The 15,804-nt window shown below is 34.2% G+C and carries 15 protein-coding genes; 2 read left to right on the top strand and 13 right to left on the bottom strand.

Annotated elements, in window-relative coordinates; all coding sequences use genetic code 11:
• Positions 1-21: 21 nt before the first annotated feature.
• Genes GQR97_RS04005 through GQR97_RS03995 form a run of 3 tightly spaced genes read right to left on the bottom strand, consistent with a single transcriptional unit; the run spans position 22 to position 2,106 of the window.
• Complete coding sequence (locus tag GQR97_RS04005; RefSeq protein ID WP_158845638.1) at positions 22-546, bottom strand: DUF4442 domain-containing protein; 525 nt, start codon at positions 544-546, stop codon at positions 22-24.
• 1 nt (position 547) lies between these two features.
• The gene (locus tag GQR97_RS04000; protein WP_158845635.1) at positions 548-1,021 is read right to left on the bottom strand and encodes a methylated-DNA--[protein]-cysteine S-methyltransferase; all 474 of its coding nucleotides are present in this window, start codon (positions 1,019-1,021) and stop codon (positions 548-550) included.
• On the bottom strand, positions 1,021-2,106 hold the full coding sequence (locus GQR97_RS03995; RefSeq protein ID WP_158845632.1) for a CNNM domain-containing protein: 1,086 nt from the start codon (positions 2,104-2,106) through the stop codon (positions 1,021-1,023). The genes GQR97_RS04000 and GQR97_RS03995 overlap by 1 nt, the downstream gene beginning before the upstream one ends.
• 113 nt (positions 2,107-2,219) lie before the next feature.
• On the opposite strand from GQR97_RS03995, the gene GQR97_RS03990 reads away from it, so the two are divergent.
• Positions 2,220-5,108, top strand: coding sequence for a hypothetical protein (locus GQR97_RS03990; RefSeq protein ID WP_158845620.1), 2,889 nt, complete (start codon positions 2,220-2,222; stop codon positions 5,106-5,108).
• 18 nt (positions 5,109-5,126) lie between these two features.
• Here GQR97_RS03990 and GQR97_RS03985 read toward each other — a convergent pair whose 3' ends face one another.
• The 3 genes from GQR97_RS03985 to hemB all read right to left on the bottom strand — a co-directional run bounded on the left by GQR97_RS03985 (position 5,127) and on the right by hemB (position 7,797).
• The gene (locus GQR97_RS03985; protein ID WP_158845617.1) at positions 5,127-5,993 is read right to left on the bottom strand and encodes a hypothetical protein; all 867 of its coding nucleotides are present in this window, start codon (positions 5,991-5,993) and stop codon (positions 5,127-5,129) included.
• Between the two features lie 21 nt (positions 5,994-6,014).
• Positions 6,015-6,716, bottom strand: a complete 702-nt coding sequence (locus GQR97_RS03980) for an Ig-like domain-containing protein (protein WP_158845614.1) — start codon at positions 6,714-6,716, stop codon at positions 6,015-6,017.
• Positions 6,717-6,804: 88 nt separating this feature from the next.
• Complete coding sequence (gene hemB, locus GQR97_RS03975) at positions 6,805-7,797, bottom strand: porphobilinogen synthase (protein WP_158845612.1); 993 nt, start codon at positions 7,795-7,797, stop codon at positions 6,805-6,807.
• Positions 7,798-7,850: 53 nt separating this feature from the next.
• On the opposite strand from hemB, the gene GQR97_RS03970 reads away from it, so the two are divergent.
• Complete coding sequence (locus GQR97_RS03970) at positions 7,851-10,478, top strand: DEAD/DEAH box helicase family protein (RefSeq protein WP_158845609.1); 2,628 nt, start codon at positions 7,851-7,853, stop codon at positions 10,476-10,478.
• Here GQR97_RS03970 and GQR97_RS03965 read toward each other — a convergent pair whose 3' ends face one another.
• The 7 genes from GQR97_RS03965 to GQR97_RS03935 all read right to left on the bottom strand — a co-directional run bounded on the left by GQR97_RS03965 (position 10,479) and on the right by GQR97_RS03935 (position 15,778).
• Complete coding sequence (locus GQR97_RS03965) at positions 10,479-11,252, bottom strand: hypothetical protein (protein ID WP_158845606.1); 774 nt, start codon at positions 11,250-11,252, stop codon at positions 10,479-10,481. It lies immediately after the preceding gene.
• Positions 11,253-11,270: 18 nt separating this feature from the next.
• Complete coding sequence (locus GQR97_RS03960; protein ID WP_158845603.1) at positions 11,271-11,657, bottom strand: YchJ family protein; 387 nt, start codon at positions 11,655-11,657, stop codon at positions 11,271-11,273.
• 18 nt (positions 11,658-11,675) lie between these two features.
• Positions 11,676-12,578: an oxygen-dependent coproporphyrinogen oxidase gene (gene hemF / locus GQR97_RS03955; RefSeq protein ID WP_158845600.1), complete on the bottom strand. Its 903-nt coding sequence runs from the start codon at positions 12,576-12,578 to the stop codon at positions 11,676-11,678.
• A gap of 6 nt (positions 12,579-12,584) precedes the next feature.
• Entirely contained in the window at positions 12,585-13,055 is a 471-nt protein-coding gene (locus GQR97_RS03950; protein WP_233267597.1) for a GNAT family N-acetyltransferase, read from the bottom strand.
• A 61-nt stretch (positions 13,056-13,116) separates the two neighbouring features.
• On the bottom strand, positions 13,117-13,878 hold the full coding sequence (locus tag GQR97_RS03945) for an EI24 domain-containing protein (RefSeq protein ID WP_158845594.1): 762 nt from the start codon (positions 13,876-13,878) through the stop codon (positions 13,117-13,119).
• 156 nt (positions 13,879-14,034) lie between these two features.
• Positions 14,035-15,060, bottom strand: a complete 1,026-nt coding sequence (gene hemE / locus GQR97_RS03940) for a uroporphyrinogen decarboxylase (protein ID WP_158845591.1) — start codon at positions 15,058-15,060, stop codon at positions 14,035-14,037.
• A gap of 1 nt (position 15,061) precedes the next feature.
• Complete coding sequence (locus GQR97_RS03935; protein WP_158845588.1) at positions 15,062-15,778, bottom strand: potassium channel family protein; 717 nt, start codon at positions 15,776-15,778, stop codon at positions 15,062-15,064.
• Between the last annotated feature and the right edge of the window lie 26 nt (positions 15,779-15,804).

Below are 15,804 nucleotides of genomic sequence, written 5' to 3'. Positions count from 1 at the left end.
TAATAAAAAAGAGGGTAGAGTTTAAGAGGGTGAATTTTCTTTTTGTTTCCGTTTTTCTTTATAGAATAATTTATCGGCAACGTAAATAGTTTTTGAGAGTTCCGCAATAATAACGCCATTTTTATCTACAATATTTGGTGTTTTTACTAAATTAAATTCACCGTTTTCTAAAACCTTATTTTTGATAAGATGGATGTCTTCTTCGGAAAAAATAAATTCCGTAAAAACTGTTTCTTTGGCTGGTCTTTTAAAATTTATAGAAGCGTTTTTATCCCAAACTACATAGTTTTCGCCTAAAATATTCATAAGCTGAATCATGTAAATGGGATCGGTTGCTGAAAATAAACTACCACCAAAAATAGTCCCGACATAGTTTCTGTTTTTAATACTTAACGGGATTTTGATTTTAACATACATTAAATCTTCCGAAACAGTAACTAGCCTACCCGTGGAACGCCTGTACATAGGAGACCAGTTAAACCCATATTTATAAATTTGAGCATCTGTAAAAAAACGTTTTGCAATCTTTGTTATCGTTCTATACATCCTAAAAAAGCGATTGTTGTTTGTATGGGTTTTCGTGATTTATTAGCCATTGTTTGCGGTGTAATCCACCGGCATAACCAGTTAAACTGCCATTACTACCAATAACGCGATGACAAGGCACAATGATCCAAAGCGGATTTTTCCCGTTTGCGTTCGCAACTGCTCTGATGGCTTTTACATCACCAAGTTTTTTTGAAAGCTCTAAATAAGATGTTGTTTTTCCATGTGGAATTTGTTCCAGTGCATCCCATACTCGTTGTTGAAAATCGGTACCTTGGGCATTTAGTTTTAAGTTGAATTGTGTGCGAGAACCTTCAAAATACTCTCGGAGTTGCATCACACAATCTTCTAATTCTACGGGGATAATATCGGTTTCTTTTTCTTCGGAATTTAAAACTGTAACTTGAGAAATACCATCTATATCACCACTAATTTTAGTGAATCCTAAAGGCGATTTGATGATACAGGTTTCCATTATTTTTCAGTATTGGGTTCATCAAAAATACCAAGTTTTTTAGCTCGTGATTCCCAACTTTTTCTAGCCATATGCTGCAAATCTGAAACACTATCACTTTCGTCCATAATTTCTAAACCTAAAAGTGTTTCTATCACATCTTCCATAGTTACTAGACCGCTAACAGATCCATACTCGTCAACCACTAACGCCATGTGGTTTCTCGTTTCAACAAGTTGTTCAAATAGTTTTGGTATTGGTAAATTTCTATCTACAATAATAATATCTCGTTGAAGTTCTGATAGTTTTTTAGTACCATTCCCTAAAGCCATTTCTTTAAAAACTTCATCTTTTAAAACTAAACCAGTAATATTATCTGGATTATCAGAAAAAATTGGAATTCTAGAAAAACGTAAATTTAAGTTTCTATTAAAAAAATCTTCAACCGTTGTATTTTCATTTTCGGCTTGCATAACCGTTCTTGGCGTCATTACGTTTTTAGCAAACACCTCTCTAAAGGTTAGTAAGTTTTTTATTATTTTACTTTCGTTTTCTTGAAAAACGCCTTCTTCATGTGCCATATCTGCCATAACTAAAAAGCCTTCACGACTTAAAACACTACCATGACCTTTACCGCCAATAAGTTTAGTTGTAAGTTGAAGTGTCCATAAAATTCCAGTCCATTTTAATGGGAAAATTAAAACAACTAAAGCTTTAGATGTAAAATTAGCCAATTGTTTCCAGTACATGGCACCAATTGTTTTCGGGATAATTTCCGAAGCCACTAAAATAAGCAACGTCATAATTGCCGAAACGACACCAACGGTATTTATACCCCAAAACTCTATTTTATAAGGTAAGCTTTCTGCTTGAATCCCCACCATCATAGCGCCTAAAGTATGCGCAATAGTGTTTAATGTTAAAATAGCAATTAGTGGTTTGTCTACATCTTTCTTTAAAGTTTCTAACGTTAAAGCGTAATCTTTGCCTTCTTGCTTTTTAACATTTATAAAGGTTGGTGTTACACTAAGCAGTACAGCTTCGAGTATAGAACATAAAAAAGAAAAGAAAATTGAAACGGTTGCCCAGAAAATTAATGTGCTCATCAATAAATATTTAATTAATTGCTAATTTACAAAATCAAACAACACCATCTTTGTAAGAATTTGTTTTATATTGGTGTGGTTTTTGATATCATAAAAAAGCTAAACGACCCACCATGAAACATTATTTTGCAACTTTTTTTATTAGATTCTTTTTTTTATTCTCAATATTCCAAACCCAGGCTCAGCAGAGTAATCTAACTGTTATAGAATCTGAATACGCCTATGCCGAGAAAATATACATCCAATTAAGCAGCACTATTTTTACGAATGATAAAACGGTTTGGTTTAAAGCTATTGTTACTGATATTGCAAATTTACCAACCCAATTAAGTGGTGTTTTACATGTTGAACTTATCGATTTTGATAAACGTATTATTGATAAGAAAAAATTAAAGTTAGAACAGGGTATTGCTGATGGTTATTTTCAGCTCACCGAAGACATGCCTGCTGGACGGTATTTAATTCGGGCCTATACCAAATGGAATGAAAATTTTACTAAGCCGGTTATTTCTCAAAATTATATTCAAATATATGCGGCAAAAGAAATACAAGAAGCCGATGAAGCGATAAGAAACGTGACACTTACGGAAACAGAGGGCAAGCAATTTCAGCTATCCGCAACGGCTTATCCTAAGTTAATAAACCCGGAATATCGCGGTAAGTTAAAACTGTATATTCATACCGATGCTAAAACGGACACGGTAGAAATTAAACAAAATGATGATGATAGTTACAGCGTGCAGTATCTACTTCCCAAAGAAACGGTGAAAGCTAGAATAGAGTTGAAATTGGATTCGGTAAAACTCCGAAATAATAATTATAAAGCTTTAAATTCTTTCAGTAAAACCGTGGCTGTGGATACTCATTTTTTAGATGCGCAGTTTTTTCCGGAAGGCGGGAAATTGGTGGATGGTTTAACTAGTAAAATTGGCTTTAAAGTTTTAGACTATAAAAACAAAGGTATTGAAATTACTGGGCAAATTATAGATGAAAATGATGCGATAATGATTCCATTTAAAAGTAATGCTTTAGGCATGGGGATTACGTATTTAACACCAAAAACAGAAAAAACATACTTTGCCCAAATAACAAATAGTGAAGGTGTTCATCTGAAATTTCCATTACCAAAAGTTCATAAAAAGGGCGTGGTTTTAAATGTAAAAACGGTGGCTGAGTATTTGGTGGTTGGGTTAAAATCTAATCATGAAACAGATTTTCAAGTTAAAGTGCAATCGCGAGGTGTGGTTTATGACGATTTTATGCTTCAGCTTAAAAATGGATCGGCCAGTGCGGGTATTGAAAAAGGCACCCTTCCCGAAGGGATTATAAAAACCACGATTCAAAACATGAAAAATGAGATTGTTGCCGAGCGTTTATTTTTCAATTTTAAAGAAGACGATAGAATTAGTTTAAGTGCAAAACCGCATTTGGCGCATTATAGTCAACGCGATAAAACGGTGTTAGACTTAAGTTCAATAAGGAAAGATAGCACGGGTGTCGTGTCTAATTTATCAGTATTAGTGATTAACAAAGAACAATTAGGAGCTCTTAACGATACCCGAAGCAATATTTTATCCTATTTTTTATTGAATTCAGAATTGCGTGGTACTATAGAAAAACCTTCATATTATTTCAACCCGAAAAACCAAAGCAGAAAATATGATATGGATGCGCTAATGCTCACTCAAGGCTGGAGTAATTATAAATACGAAAATTCAGCATTCAATTTAGATTTTAAATTTTTACCCGAAAAAACTTTAACGGTTTCAGGAACGGTTAGAAACTTACTCAGTCCAAATAAACCATTAAGAAAACCTATAGATCTTACTATGATTTATGGGCCTTTAAATGTAGCAACCCAAAAAGTAGACAGTACAGGGGCTTTTCGTTTTCATTTAGAAGATTATTATAAAGATGAGTTTAAAGTATCGATTCAATCTAAGAATGAAAAAGGAAAGAAAAAGGATTTCACTATTGATTTGGATGGTTACAAAAGTCCTAAAATAAATTACAAAATTAAAGAACGTATTCAATTGGCAGATAGCATGCAATTTCGTATGGTAGAGCAAAATATTGCTAGAAAACAAACAGTAACAGATTTCAAAGTGACAAAAGGAACTATTGCTTTAGATGAAGTGGAATTGAGTGGATATAACATGACCCCAGCACGAGAGAAGATGATGGACTTGCATGGGGCGCCAGATTTAGTTATAGAAAATAAAGAATTGTTAACCAAGGTTAAAAAATGGCATTCTGGATTGTTCAGTTTATTACAATCCAGTTATCCTAATGATATTGAAATAATAAATATAGAAGGTCCTAACTCCCCCTTTTTACAAGCTAAATTATACGGTGGAAACTTTACTTTTATTGTTATAGATGGTGTTCCCGTGAAATTGTTAGACTATCCTTATATAGAAAGCTTACCCAGTGAAGAAATTAAAAGTTTTGAATTGATAAAAAACCCTACAAATGCAAATTATTATACAAATGAAGTTTTTCAAGCTCCTTTTGGTAATGAGGAAATTGGGATCATAGGCATGATACCTGATTCTTCATCTCCACTTTATAGTGGTCTTGGTCTTGATGGAGTAGGCGTATATGAAAATTCTTTCAATCCTTCAATGGAGGATTTTATTTTAAAAATAGACCCAAAAACATCAATTATAAGTATCTATACCTATGCCGGTAAAGGGTTATATGGAGCGCGGAGGGCTAAAGGTATCTTTAAAGGTTTTGTTTCTGGCTTTGCACCTAAAAGTGAGTTTTATGCCCCTAAATACAGTAGTGAGTCGGAAAACGATTGGAATATTCCCGATTTGCGTTCGGTAGTGCATTGGGCGCCAAATGTGGACACCGATGAAAATGGAGCAGCTAAAGTTGAGTTTTACAATGCTGATTATATTGGTGATATGCTCGTTATAGTTGAAGGGATAACAAAAAACGGTAAAATAGGTTATGTTGAAACCCAATTTACCGTCGATAAAAAGATTGAAAGGTAAGCGCTATCCGTCTATTTGTTAATTTATATCTAGAAAGACACCTCCAGAAAACGATGGGTTAGCATATATTAAACGACCACTTACGGCGTTTGAAAAACTTAATGAAACCCCTAGTTTTTCGGTTAAATAATAAGCTGTTTCTACACCTAAGCTAACAAACTCTATATTGTTTGCGAAAATACTTCCTTGTGAATTTTGAGCACTTAAAGAGCCGTTTTTAAAAGATTTTAAAACATCGGCTTTACCTGTAATCCATAATTTTTTGTTTAATGTATTGACGCCAATTTCTAAACCGGATCTAAATTCATCTGAGAAATTATTAGTTCTGTTATTAAAACCGACATATGTTTTAGCATAAGCAGGTAAGTTTCCTAAGCTAAAAGGCACTCCAAGAGCAGTACGTATAAGTTGATTAAATTCGCCATCTCCAGTTTGAAAACTACCATTACTTCCTCCAGCATTTTCTCCTGTAGGTAGGCCTAAAGTTAAACTGGTAGACCATGCATAGTTTTTTCCTTGAAGGATACTGTATTTAATTCCTAAATCAATATCTCCAATGTTGTTAATGGCTTGGCCTTCTGAAAGGGTTTGTCCGGTTGTCCCCGATATAACATCATTCTCAAAACTTCTAGCAAAAAAAGGTATGTAAGCAATAATATCTATTTTATCTGAAAGTCCATATTCTCCATATAGGTTAACAGTAAACTGACCTCTAGTCGTGTTAGGGTCTGTTTCTCCTGTATCGGTATAATGCGAGTCTGCTTCTAAATACCAAGCTGATAATTTATAATAACCATTTCCTTTTTTTTGTGTCCATTGTGCAAAAGTGTTGGTCGAGAAAAAACAGATTACTGCAACAAGGGGTAGAATTTTTTTTAACGTCATAATATCTTTATTAATGTGCTCTTAATTGTTTATTTTTCCTTCACCAACTTTAACTCCAAAAGGTTTGCACCAGTATAGAATATAAGTGTAGTTGTTAATATTGGTGTTGCTAACGGTGTAGGTGTGAGCGCCATTGAATACGGTTACTGCACCAAGTTCTAGAGCACCATTAATGGAATTAGGGTTGTTGCTTAGGTATACATATAAACCAGGAAGGCTAGTGGTAGCCGTGTAATTATCGGCTATAGAAATTAGAATATTATTTGTGTTTTCTATTTCGGCTATGGTAAAATCGCCCTCTAATCTATAACTGCTTGTGGTTGCTATAGTCCCACTTTTATTAGCAGGAAGCGTTTCCATTTCGGTAGGCTCTAAAGTTACTGTAATTGGTAGAGATGTTTCAGTAATAATAGAAGAGCCGTCTTCTATTTGAGCGGTTATTATAGTAGTTCCTTCTGTAAGAGTCGATAATAAACCTGAAGTATCAATACTTGCTACGGCTTCGTTACTACTGGACCAGACTACTGTAGTAGAGTTGTCTATTTCACCAATATTATTAAAAAAAGAGGTGTTAAACTTATAACTTTCAGAAACAACGATGCTTTCAATAGGGTTTAAAATTCGTAGTTCTTCAGAAATTTCATCTTGCCTAATGTCTTCACCAATACAGCTAGAAACTATGGTTGAAGTAATTAAAATAAAAATAAAGATTACCTTTTTCATAAATAAAATGTTTCGCATGTAGTCGTATCTTTTTTTAGAAGATTACTTGAGTATGCGAAAAAAATAAATATGAAAAAGGTAAAACGTCTTAACCGTTTAAAATTTTCACGACATCTTTAGCAAAGTAACTCGCGATAATATCGGCGCCAGCACGTTTAAAAGCCATGGTGGTTTCCATCATCACTTGGTCGTGATTTAACCAGCCTTTTTCAGCAGCTGCTTTTATCATAGCATACTCTCCAGAAACTTGATATACCGCCACAGGAACGTCTACTTCATTTTTTATATCTCGTAAAATATCTAAATACGAAAGTCCTGGTTTTACCATAACAATATCCGAACCTTCGTCAATATCCATTAAAGTTTCGCGTATAGCTTCTATTCTATTTCCGCAATCCATTTGGTAAGTTTTTTTGTCTTTTGGCACATCAACCAAATCAACAGGGGCAGAGTCTAGAGCATCACGAAAAGGCCCGTAAAAAGCCGATGCGTATTTTGCTGAATAACTCATAATTCCTGTGTTTTTAAAACCTTCGTTTTCTAATAGTTGACGAATTTGTAAGGTTCTGCCATCATTCATATCACTAGGCGCAACAAAATCGGCTCCTGCTTGTGCATGTGTTAAAGCCATTTGCGATAATACAGCAGCCGACTCGTCGTTTATTATCATACCATTCTGCACGATACCATCATGTCCAAAAGAAGAATAAGGATCTAGTGCAACATCCGTCATCACTAACATATCCGGACAAACGTTTTTTATCGTTTTAATGGCGCGTTGCATTAATCCGTTTGGGTTTAAAGCTTCAGTGCCTTTATTATCTTTTAAGTTATCTGGCACTTTTACAAAAAGTAAAACCGATTTTAGTCCAAGGCTCCAAAGTTCTTTTATTTCACCTTCTAATAAATCTAAACTATACCTAAAATAGTTTGGCATCGATGCTATTTCATCTTTAATACCTTTCCCTTCAACCACAAAAAGTGGTACTAAAAAGTCGTTTGGAGTTATTACAGTTTCTCGAACTAAGCTACGAATAGCTTCATTAGTCCTCAATCTTCTATTTCTTCGTAATGGATACATAGTTTTTATTACTTTTATCGAATACAAAGTTAATAATTTAAACCCTTTTTATCTTGCTCGAATCATTTCGATTTTTAGAATTTAACTTTCCTTGGCGAAGTTATCAGGCTAATTTGCTAAAACACTTCAATACTCATATTGAGGACAATCATTTTCATGTTATTGCACCTCCAGGATCTGGGAAAACCATTCTAGGCATTGAAATTATTAGAAAATTAAATAAGAAAACTTTGGTTTTGGCTCCAACCTTAACTATTAGAAATCAATGGGAAAACCGCTTACAAACCTTTTTTACTAGAGATGAAGATTTCGAGCCGTTTTCTTTCGATTTAAAAGCGCCTAAAGATATTACCTTTTCTACTTACCAATCGTTACATGCTTTTTACAAAACGTTCGAAGATAAAAATGATTATTACGCCTTTTTCAAAAAGCATAATATTCAAACATTGGTTTTAGATGAAGCGCATCATTTAAAAAATGCATGGTGGACCTGCTTAATTGATTTAAAAGAAAATATTCCGTTTCATTTAGTGGCCTTAACCGCCACGCCACCTTATGATAGCGATAGAACGGAAGTTGCTAAATATTTTAAGCTATGTGGAGACATAGACGATGAAATCGCGGTACCAGATTTAGTTAGAGAAACCGATTTATGTCCGCATCAAGATTTTGTTTACTTTTCTAAACCTGAAGATTTAGAGATTAATTTTATAGTTGAATACAGAGAGAAAATAGCAACGTTTAAAGATGAATTAATAGAAGATGAAATTTTTATTTCTTTTTTAAAAGCCCATCGTTTTTATAAAAGTCCGAAGTATCATTTAGAAGCTATTTATAGCAATACTGAATATTTTTCGGTCATACTTATTTTTTTAAATGCCTGCGGAATTAGTATTGAAAAGGAAAAACTTGAACTTCTTGGTTTTGAGGGTGATGAAACTATTCAGTTTCCAGAGTTACAATTAGAATGGTTGGGTGTTTTATTTCAGAATTTATTAGTGTCCGATCGAGAGCTTTTGATAGATCACGAGGTGTATTTGATGAGGTTGGAAAAGAAACTCCGACAATTAGATGTGTTTCGAAAAAGAAGAGTAGATTTTATTGGTGAAAATTTGCTGTATAAATCACTGTCAAACAGCCCGAGTAAATTAAAAAGTATTGTTGATATTGTAAAGGCAGAACGCGAAAATTTAAAAGAAGATTTACGTTGCGTTATTTTAACCGATTATATTCGGAAAGAATTTTTAAACAGCCAAAAAGAACTCATAAATAGTATTGGTGTTATGCCAATATTTCAGTTTATAAGAAGTAGTTGCTCGCATAAAGAAGACCTGGCGGTGCTTTCAGGAAGCTTAGTTGTTGTGCATAAAAACCTGTTGGTGGCTTTTGATAAGATTGAAAGTTGTGATGATTTTTCCTTTTCCCCTTTAGAAATTGATGCCGATTTTTTAGTGGTATCATCTAAAATTAAAACAAAAAATAGCATTGTTAGTATTATTACAAAGCTTTTTGAAGATGGAGATATTAAAGTTCTGGTGGGTACAAAATCGTTGCTTGGTGAAGGTTGGGATGCACCTTCTATCAATAGTTTAATTTTAGCTTCCTTTATTGGTTCGTTTGTTTCATCTAATCAAATGCGCGGTCGTGCTATTAGAAAAGATGCCGATAAGCCAGATAAAACTGGGAATATTTGGCATTTGGCTTGCGTTGATATTACAGATGCAAGCGGTGGGCGAGATGTTGAAGTTTTAAAGCGACGTTTTGATGCTTTTGTAGGTGTTACCAATAATGATGTTCCGTTTATTTCTAACGGCATTGATCGTTTAAATTTTCCTGAGCATTTTTTAGAAGAAGATATTGATGTTTTAAATGAAGTGACTTTAAAACGTGCAAAAAACAGAAGTGAAACAACCAAAAAATGGCAAGACTCTATTGGTAAAGGAACAAGATTAACTAAAGATGTGAGGCTGTTTTATATAGGCGATAAACCTTTTACTAGACAGCGACAATTATATTACTTTGACGCTATTCGCTTTTTTGTAGTTGAGTTAATGCTTGCTGTTTCTGTGTTTTATGTCGAGTTTATTTTAAGAGGTATAAACCTCGTGGTACAACGTGGTGTGCTATATTTTATTTATGCCTTTCTAGCTGCTTTTTTATTTTCGTTTGGACTTAAATTATATCGTGCTATAATGCTTTATATAAAACATGGATATCTGTACAAAAAGATACAAAATATGGGCCTTTCCATATTGGATACTATGGTTGAATTGAATTATATAACAACGAATAAAGAGGAGTTAATTGTAACATCTAACCTTGTAAATAAAGGAGATGTGTCGTGTAGCTTACTTGGAGGGAATGCTTATGAAAGTACTGTGTTCTCTAAAGCATTAAGTGAAATTATAAACCCGATAGATTCACCGAGATATCTTATTATTAAAAGTAGTTTCTTCAGAAAGCGATTAGATATTGAAAATTTCTACCCGGTTCCTGAGATTTTTGGAGATAAAAAAGCGAAGGCCTTAGTTTTTCAAAAAAATTGGAACACGCATATTGGCAAAAGTAAATTGTTTTACACAAGGCATAAAGAAGGTCGAAGATTACTATTAAAAGCTAGATTGGCGCATGTGCATAATGCTTTTAAGAAAGTATCAAAACAGGTTATGGTTTGGAAGTAATTAATCTAAGTTTCTTATAAATTTATCGACATTAATATAAACATCATCTTCACCTTGTTGATCAAAAGGATTTTCTAAGTGTGATTGTATATTATCTAAAGCGACTAAAATTACACTAAACATAACAGGCACAGCAAACTCCAACCCGTAGTTATAACTTGTTACGTTGTGTGCAAAATGTGGTCCGTAGATAATTGGTAAAAGCACAATAAAAATATCACTATAAGTACGTAGTGTTCTTGGTGTTCTGTATTGGTAAATATGTTTGATGCGCTCGAATGAAATCATCATTTTGCTTAAAAACTGGTTAGAACGTGATGCTTCGCCAGAAGGTAAGCCGTGTGCACGCATACTTTTTATAAACTTAGAAAGATCTTCAAAGCTGGTATATACACCTTTTTCGTTTTCTTCTAGTTGTTCTTTATGATTACTAAAAACATGCTTACATGAGTTTAAAAGGTTTCTCAGATTTTCTTTTAATTCGTCTTTGAGTTCTTGGGGTGGATTTTCTACCCAGTCTGAAACTGCAAAAAACAACGCACGACCATGAGCTTTTATCGAACCATATTCATCTAAAGCAACTTCACGACGTTTGTAAGCGCCACCAATAGAAAAAACAATAGGGAACACAATGGCAGTACCAATTAGGGTTAATGGAAAATCTGCTTTAATTTCAAAATGTAAACAAAACGCTGTGGAAGCAATAGATAAACCCGTGATCAAGAGTGTTTTAAAATTAATAATTAAAAACACGCGTTGAAATATTTTACTCATAATGTTGTAGTATGTTTTCTATTTACTTAGTCCTAAATACGACCAATGATTGTTTTCTCGTACAAAAGCCGATTTTTCGTGTATCACATCTACTTTTCCGTTTTCGAAAAAATATGCGTTAAATGTAACCGTACCTTTAGTATCGTTTTCTTGTCCTTCGGAAGTTTCTAGAACTTCTAATTTTATCCATTTTACAGATTTCGCCCAGTTTATTATCGCTTTTTTTTCTTTTATTGGGCGTGTAGATGTATGATGCGTGGCCATTAAATAATCGCCATTGGCTAACACAAAAGCACTGTAGCGCGAGCGCATAAGTTGTTCGGCTGTTTTAGCTTCGGCAATATTATGGTGCGCTTTTTGGCAACAATCTGTATAAGGTTTTAAATTTCCACAGTGGCAATTCATGATAAAAACATTAATATTTTAAACCCAATCTATAGGGTTTTGTAGTATGTTTATTAATTTTTCTTCTTCACTGCCTACTTCTGGATGATGATCGTAAACCCATTGCACATGCGGAGGTAAGCTCATTAAAATACTTTCTATGCGCCCGTTGGTTTTTAATCCAAAAAGGGTGCCTTTATCATGTACTAAATTGAATTCTACATAACGTCCACGACGAATTTCTTGCCAATTGCGTTGGGCTTCTGTGTATGGTAAGTCTTTGCGTTTTTCAACAATTGGCACATAAGCTTCTAAGAAACTATCTCCAACTTCGGTTACAAAATTGTACCAGTTTTCCATGCTCATAGTTTCGGTTTCTTTACAGTAATCGAAAAATAAACCGCCTAATCCACGACCTTCATTTCGGTGTGCATTGTAGAAATACTCATCGCAGCGTGCTTTGTATTTTGGGTAAAACTCTGGGTTGTGTTTATCGCAGGCTGTTTTACATGTTTGATGGAAATGTTTAGCATCTTCTTCAAATAAATAATAAGGCGTTAAATCTTGTCCGCCACCAAACCAACTACCTACGATCTCTCCAGTTTTATCATACATTTCAAAATAGCGCCAATTAGCATGCACGGTTGGTACCATTGGGTTTGTAGGGTGAAGTACTAAACTTAAACCACATGCAAAAAAATCGACATCGCCAACTTTAAAATAGTCTTGCATAGACTTTGGTAGCTTGCCGTTTACACCAGAAATATTTACACCTCCTTTTTCGAAAACATGACCGTTTTCTATTACTCGTGTGCGGCCGCCACCGCCTTCTGGACGTTCCCAAATATCTTCTTGAAAGGTTGCTTTGCCATCGATAACTTCTAGTTTAGATGTAATACTATCTTGAAGGCTTTGAATATATTGGTAGAATTTGTTTTTCATTTTTAATTATTCCATTTCATAATACAACTCGTAAAGTTCCATATCTAATGGGCTTTCGTTTGGAGGTGTATGTTCGTTTTTTAATGTTTTTATCCAGGTAAAGCTGTTATTTGTCGCTACAGCAACACTTGCAAGATTGTCTTTATGTACTATAATTTGAAGCGTTTTTAAGCCTAAAGTTTCAAAAGCATAATCGGATAAAAGGGCTACTGATTTTGTTGTGATGCCTTTGCTTTCAAATTGATAAGAAATACAATATGCAAATTCTGCTTGTTTGGTTGTCCAATTAAGGTCTTTTATATAGATTAAGCCCGCAACATCATTGGATTGTTTTTCTTTTATCGTGAATAGAAACTCTTCTTTTAATTGAAATTGTTTAACTTTTTTATCTGTAAAGGATTTAGCTAAACTTGGTGTTAAGTTTTCTTGTAAAGTTTTTGGGAAATAACGTTTTAATCGATCTTCATTTGCTGACATAAAATTGCATAGGGGCCAAGCATCGTTAGTATTAATGGGTATTATATTGAAGTTCTTAAAACTAAGAGTTTGCATGTGTTGCATTGTTTTTTAATTCTAGAGCATTAACTGTTTTTATAGTTGCTGCAGTTACTGATAAAGGTAGCACTAAAATTACACCAATAATTGGAATTAATAAAAATAGAATAAAAACAATACCATTTCCTATAGCGATACCTCTATTTTTTTTGACAAATTGTACGCTTTTTTTGTATTGAAAATGGCGCTCCAAAGTGTAATCCATATTACCAAAACCTGCATAATAGGCTTGTAAAAGAAATAGTAAAACTGCGGAAAAAATATTAACAACTGGAATGAATTTTAAAATAAGTAAAGGAATTGTTAGTAGTAATTCCATTATTAAATTACGTCCATTTATTTTTATACCACGCATTAATTGTTCTAAAAACGACGTGTCTCGATGAGAATGCGGAGCGTTGCCTGTTAGGTGTGCTTCAATTTTTTCGGAAACCGGACTCATAAATGGCGCAGATAGTGCCATAATGATGTGTTTAAATAATATAAGACCAATAACTACAATAAAAAGGCCGCCAATAAAATTACTAATAGAGGTGAAGGTTTCTTTTCCCCAATCCCAAATCCAAATTTTAGAAATGAAACTCCCAATATTATCCGATAGACCATAGGCTGAACCGAAAATAGCGGCCGCTGTTACCACGCTAATGAGCATGGGGATGGCAAAATATTTCCAGAGTTTGAGTTTTGATATTAAGCTGAAAGCACCGAAGTATGCTTTAATACCAGAAATTATGTTTTTAATCATGACGTTACTCTTGCGTTAGCGATTGAACGGTCTGTTTAAGCTCCCCGACCTTTTCGGGAGGGAGCGAGTAGTGAAAGCGCGACCTACTTTTTCCAGCTATATGTAGCATGTTTAGCTAAAATGTTACTTAAAAAAGTAGGTAACGTCCAAATAATTTTAAACTTTATATTCTTTTACGGCATCGATAAAGGCGCGAGCATTTTCTATTGGGATGTTTGGTAAAATACCATGTCCTAGATTTACAATGTATTTGTCTTTACCGAATTCGTTAATCATTTGGTGCACCATTTTCTTGATTTCTGCTGGTGGGGAAAATAAACGTGTAGGATCGAAATTACCTTGAAGGGTGATGTTTCCACCGGTTAAATAACGCGCGTTTCTTGCAGAACACGTCCAGTCGATACCAAGTGCAGAAGCACCAGAGTTTGCCATTTCGTTAAGTGCAAACCAACAACCTTTCCCGAAAGTAATAACCGGAGTTTCATCTTTTAAGGCATCGATGATTTGTTGGATATATTTCCAAGAAAATTCTTGATAATCTACAGGGGAAAGCATGCCTCCCCAAGAATCGAAAACTTGTACGGCGTTAACACCTGCTTTTACTTTTTCTTTTAAATAAGCAATTGTAGTATCTGTTATTTTTTGTAATAATCCGTGAGCTGCAATTGGGTTTGTAAAGCAAAACTCCTTGGCTTTATCGAAATTTTTACTGCCTTGGCCTTGTACGCAATAGCATAAAATAGTCCATGGAGAACCTGCGAAACCAATTAGAGGAATTTCGTCGTTTAGTTTTTCTTTAGTTGCTTTTATGGCTTGGTAAACATAATCTAGCGCTACAGTAACATCGGGAACGATTACATTATCGACATCTTTTTGTGTGCGTATTGGATTAGGTAAATATGGACCAAAATTTGGTTTCATTTGCACTTCGATATTCATGGCTTGTGGAATCACCAATATGTCGCTAAATAAAATAGCGGCATCCATACCAAAACGTTTTATGGGTTGTACGGTTATTTCACTCGCTAATTCTGGAGTTTGGCAGCGCGTAAAAAAGTCGTATTTGGCTTTAATTTCCATGAATTCTGGTAAATATCGCCCTGCTTGACGCATCATCCAAACTGGTGGACGGTCTACGGTTTCTCCTTTTAATGCTCGTAAAAATAAATCGTTCTTAATCATGTTATATATTTTTATTTCTTAAATCGTATTCTTCTTGGCCCATGCAATAATCTTCAATGTCTTTGTTGTTTCCGTAAACGACTAAAATATCATTTTCGAGGACTAAGGTTTCCGAATTAACTCGGCCAATACTTTCTTTTATAATATGTTTTTTACCTAAAATATTACGTTTTTCTATTTCGCGAATTATGGTAATTAATGTAAGCTGAAATTTGTTTGTTGTATCTAGCTCTTTTAGTGTTTTTCCGAAGAAATCTTTTTTAGCTTTTACTTCGGAAATTGTGAAGTTATTATCTAATTGATAATTTTCTAAAGTAGATTTAAAATTGATTTGTTTGGTTAACCTGTTAGCTGAATCTTGTTCTGGATGAATAATATTATGCACGCCCATAGCTTCTAAAACGGTATCGTGGATGGGTGAAAGTGCACGGCTAATAATTTTTACATCGCATAATTTTTTAACAATAGCTGTAGTGATTATGGCGGCTCCTTCATTTTCACCAATGGCAACGACTATTTTGTCGGCATCTTTTAAAGGCACGGCGCTGTAGGCTAACTCGTTGGTAGAGTCCATACAAATGGCGTGAGAAACTAGGTCTTTTACCAGGTTGATTTTCTCTATTTGCTTGTCTATGGCAATTACTTCGTTGCCTGTTTCGGTAAGACTCAATGCTAGAGCGTTTCCGAAATTTCCGAGTCCAATAACTATTATTTTCATCTATATAAATTATTTATTTTTTGAAA

Origin of the sequence: Algibacter sp. L1A34 (assembly GCF_009796805.1) — a bacterium.
Classification (GTDB): Bacteria; Bacteroidota; Bacteroidia; order Flavobacteriales; family Flavobacteriaceae; genus Algibacter.
Note: the sequence above shows the minus strand (reverse complement) of the source record. Positions and strands in the feature narration are given on the sequence as shown.

Coding starts and splice junctions, on each gene's coding strand:
- GQR97_RS04005 (WP_158845638.1), bottom strand. CDS start 546: ATGTATAGAACGATAACAAAGATTGCAAAACGTTTTTTTACAGATGCT.
- GQR97_RS04000 (WP_158845635.1), bottom strand. CDS start 1,021: ATGGAAACCTGTATCATCAAATCGCCTTTAGGATTCACTAAAATTAGT.
- GQR97_RS03995 (WP_158845632.1), bottom strand. CDS start 2,106: ATGAGCACATTAATTTTCTGGGCAACCGTTTCAATTTTCTTTTCTTTT.
- GQR97_RS03990 (WP_158845620.1), top strand. CDS start 2,220: ATGAAACATTATTTTGCAACTTTTTTTATTAGATTCTTTTTTTTATTC.
- GQR97_RS03985 (WP_158845617.1), bottom strand. CDS start 5,993: ATGACGTTAAAAAAAATTCTACCCCTTGTTGCAGTAATCTGTTTTTTC.
- GQR97_RS03980 (WP_158845614.1), bottom strand. CDS start 6,716: ATGAAAAAGGTAATCTTTATTTTTATTTTAATTACTTCAACCATAGTT.
- hemB (WP_158845612.1), bottom strand. CDS start 7,797: ATGTATCCATTACGAAGAAATAGAAGATTGAGGACTAATGAAGCTATT.
- GQR97_RS03965 (WP_158845606.1), bottom strand. CDS start 11,252: ATGAGTAAAATATTTCAACGCGTGTTTTTAATTATTAATTTTAAAACA.
- GQR97_RS03960 (WP_158845603.1), bottom strand. CDS start 11,657: ATGAATTGCCACTGTGGAAATTTAAAACCTTATACAGATTGTTGCCAA.
- hemF (WP_158845600.1), bottom strand. CDS start 12,578: ATGAAAAACAAATTCTACCAATATATTCAAAGCCTTCAAGATAGTATT.
- GQR97_RS03950 (WP_233267597.1), bottom strand. CDS start 13,055: ATGTCAGCAAATGAAGATCGATTAAAACGTTATTTCCCAAAAACTTTA.
- GQR97_RS03945 (WP_158845594.1), bottom strand. CDS start 13,878: ATGATTAAAAACATAATTTCTGGTATTAAAGCATACTTCGGTGCTTTC.
- hemE (WP_158845591.1), bottom strand. CDS start 15,060: ATGATTAAGAACGATTTATTTTTACGAGCATTAAAAGGAGAAACCGTA.
- GQR97_RS03935 (WP_158845588.1), bottom strand. CDS start 15,778: ATGAAAATAATAGTTATTGGACTCGGAAATTTCGGAAACGCTCTAGCA.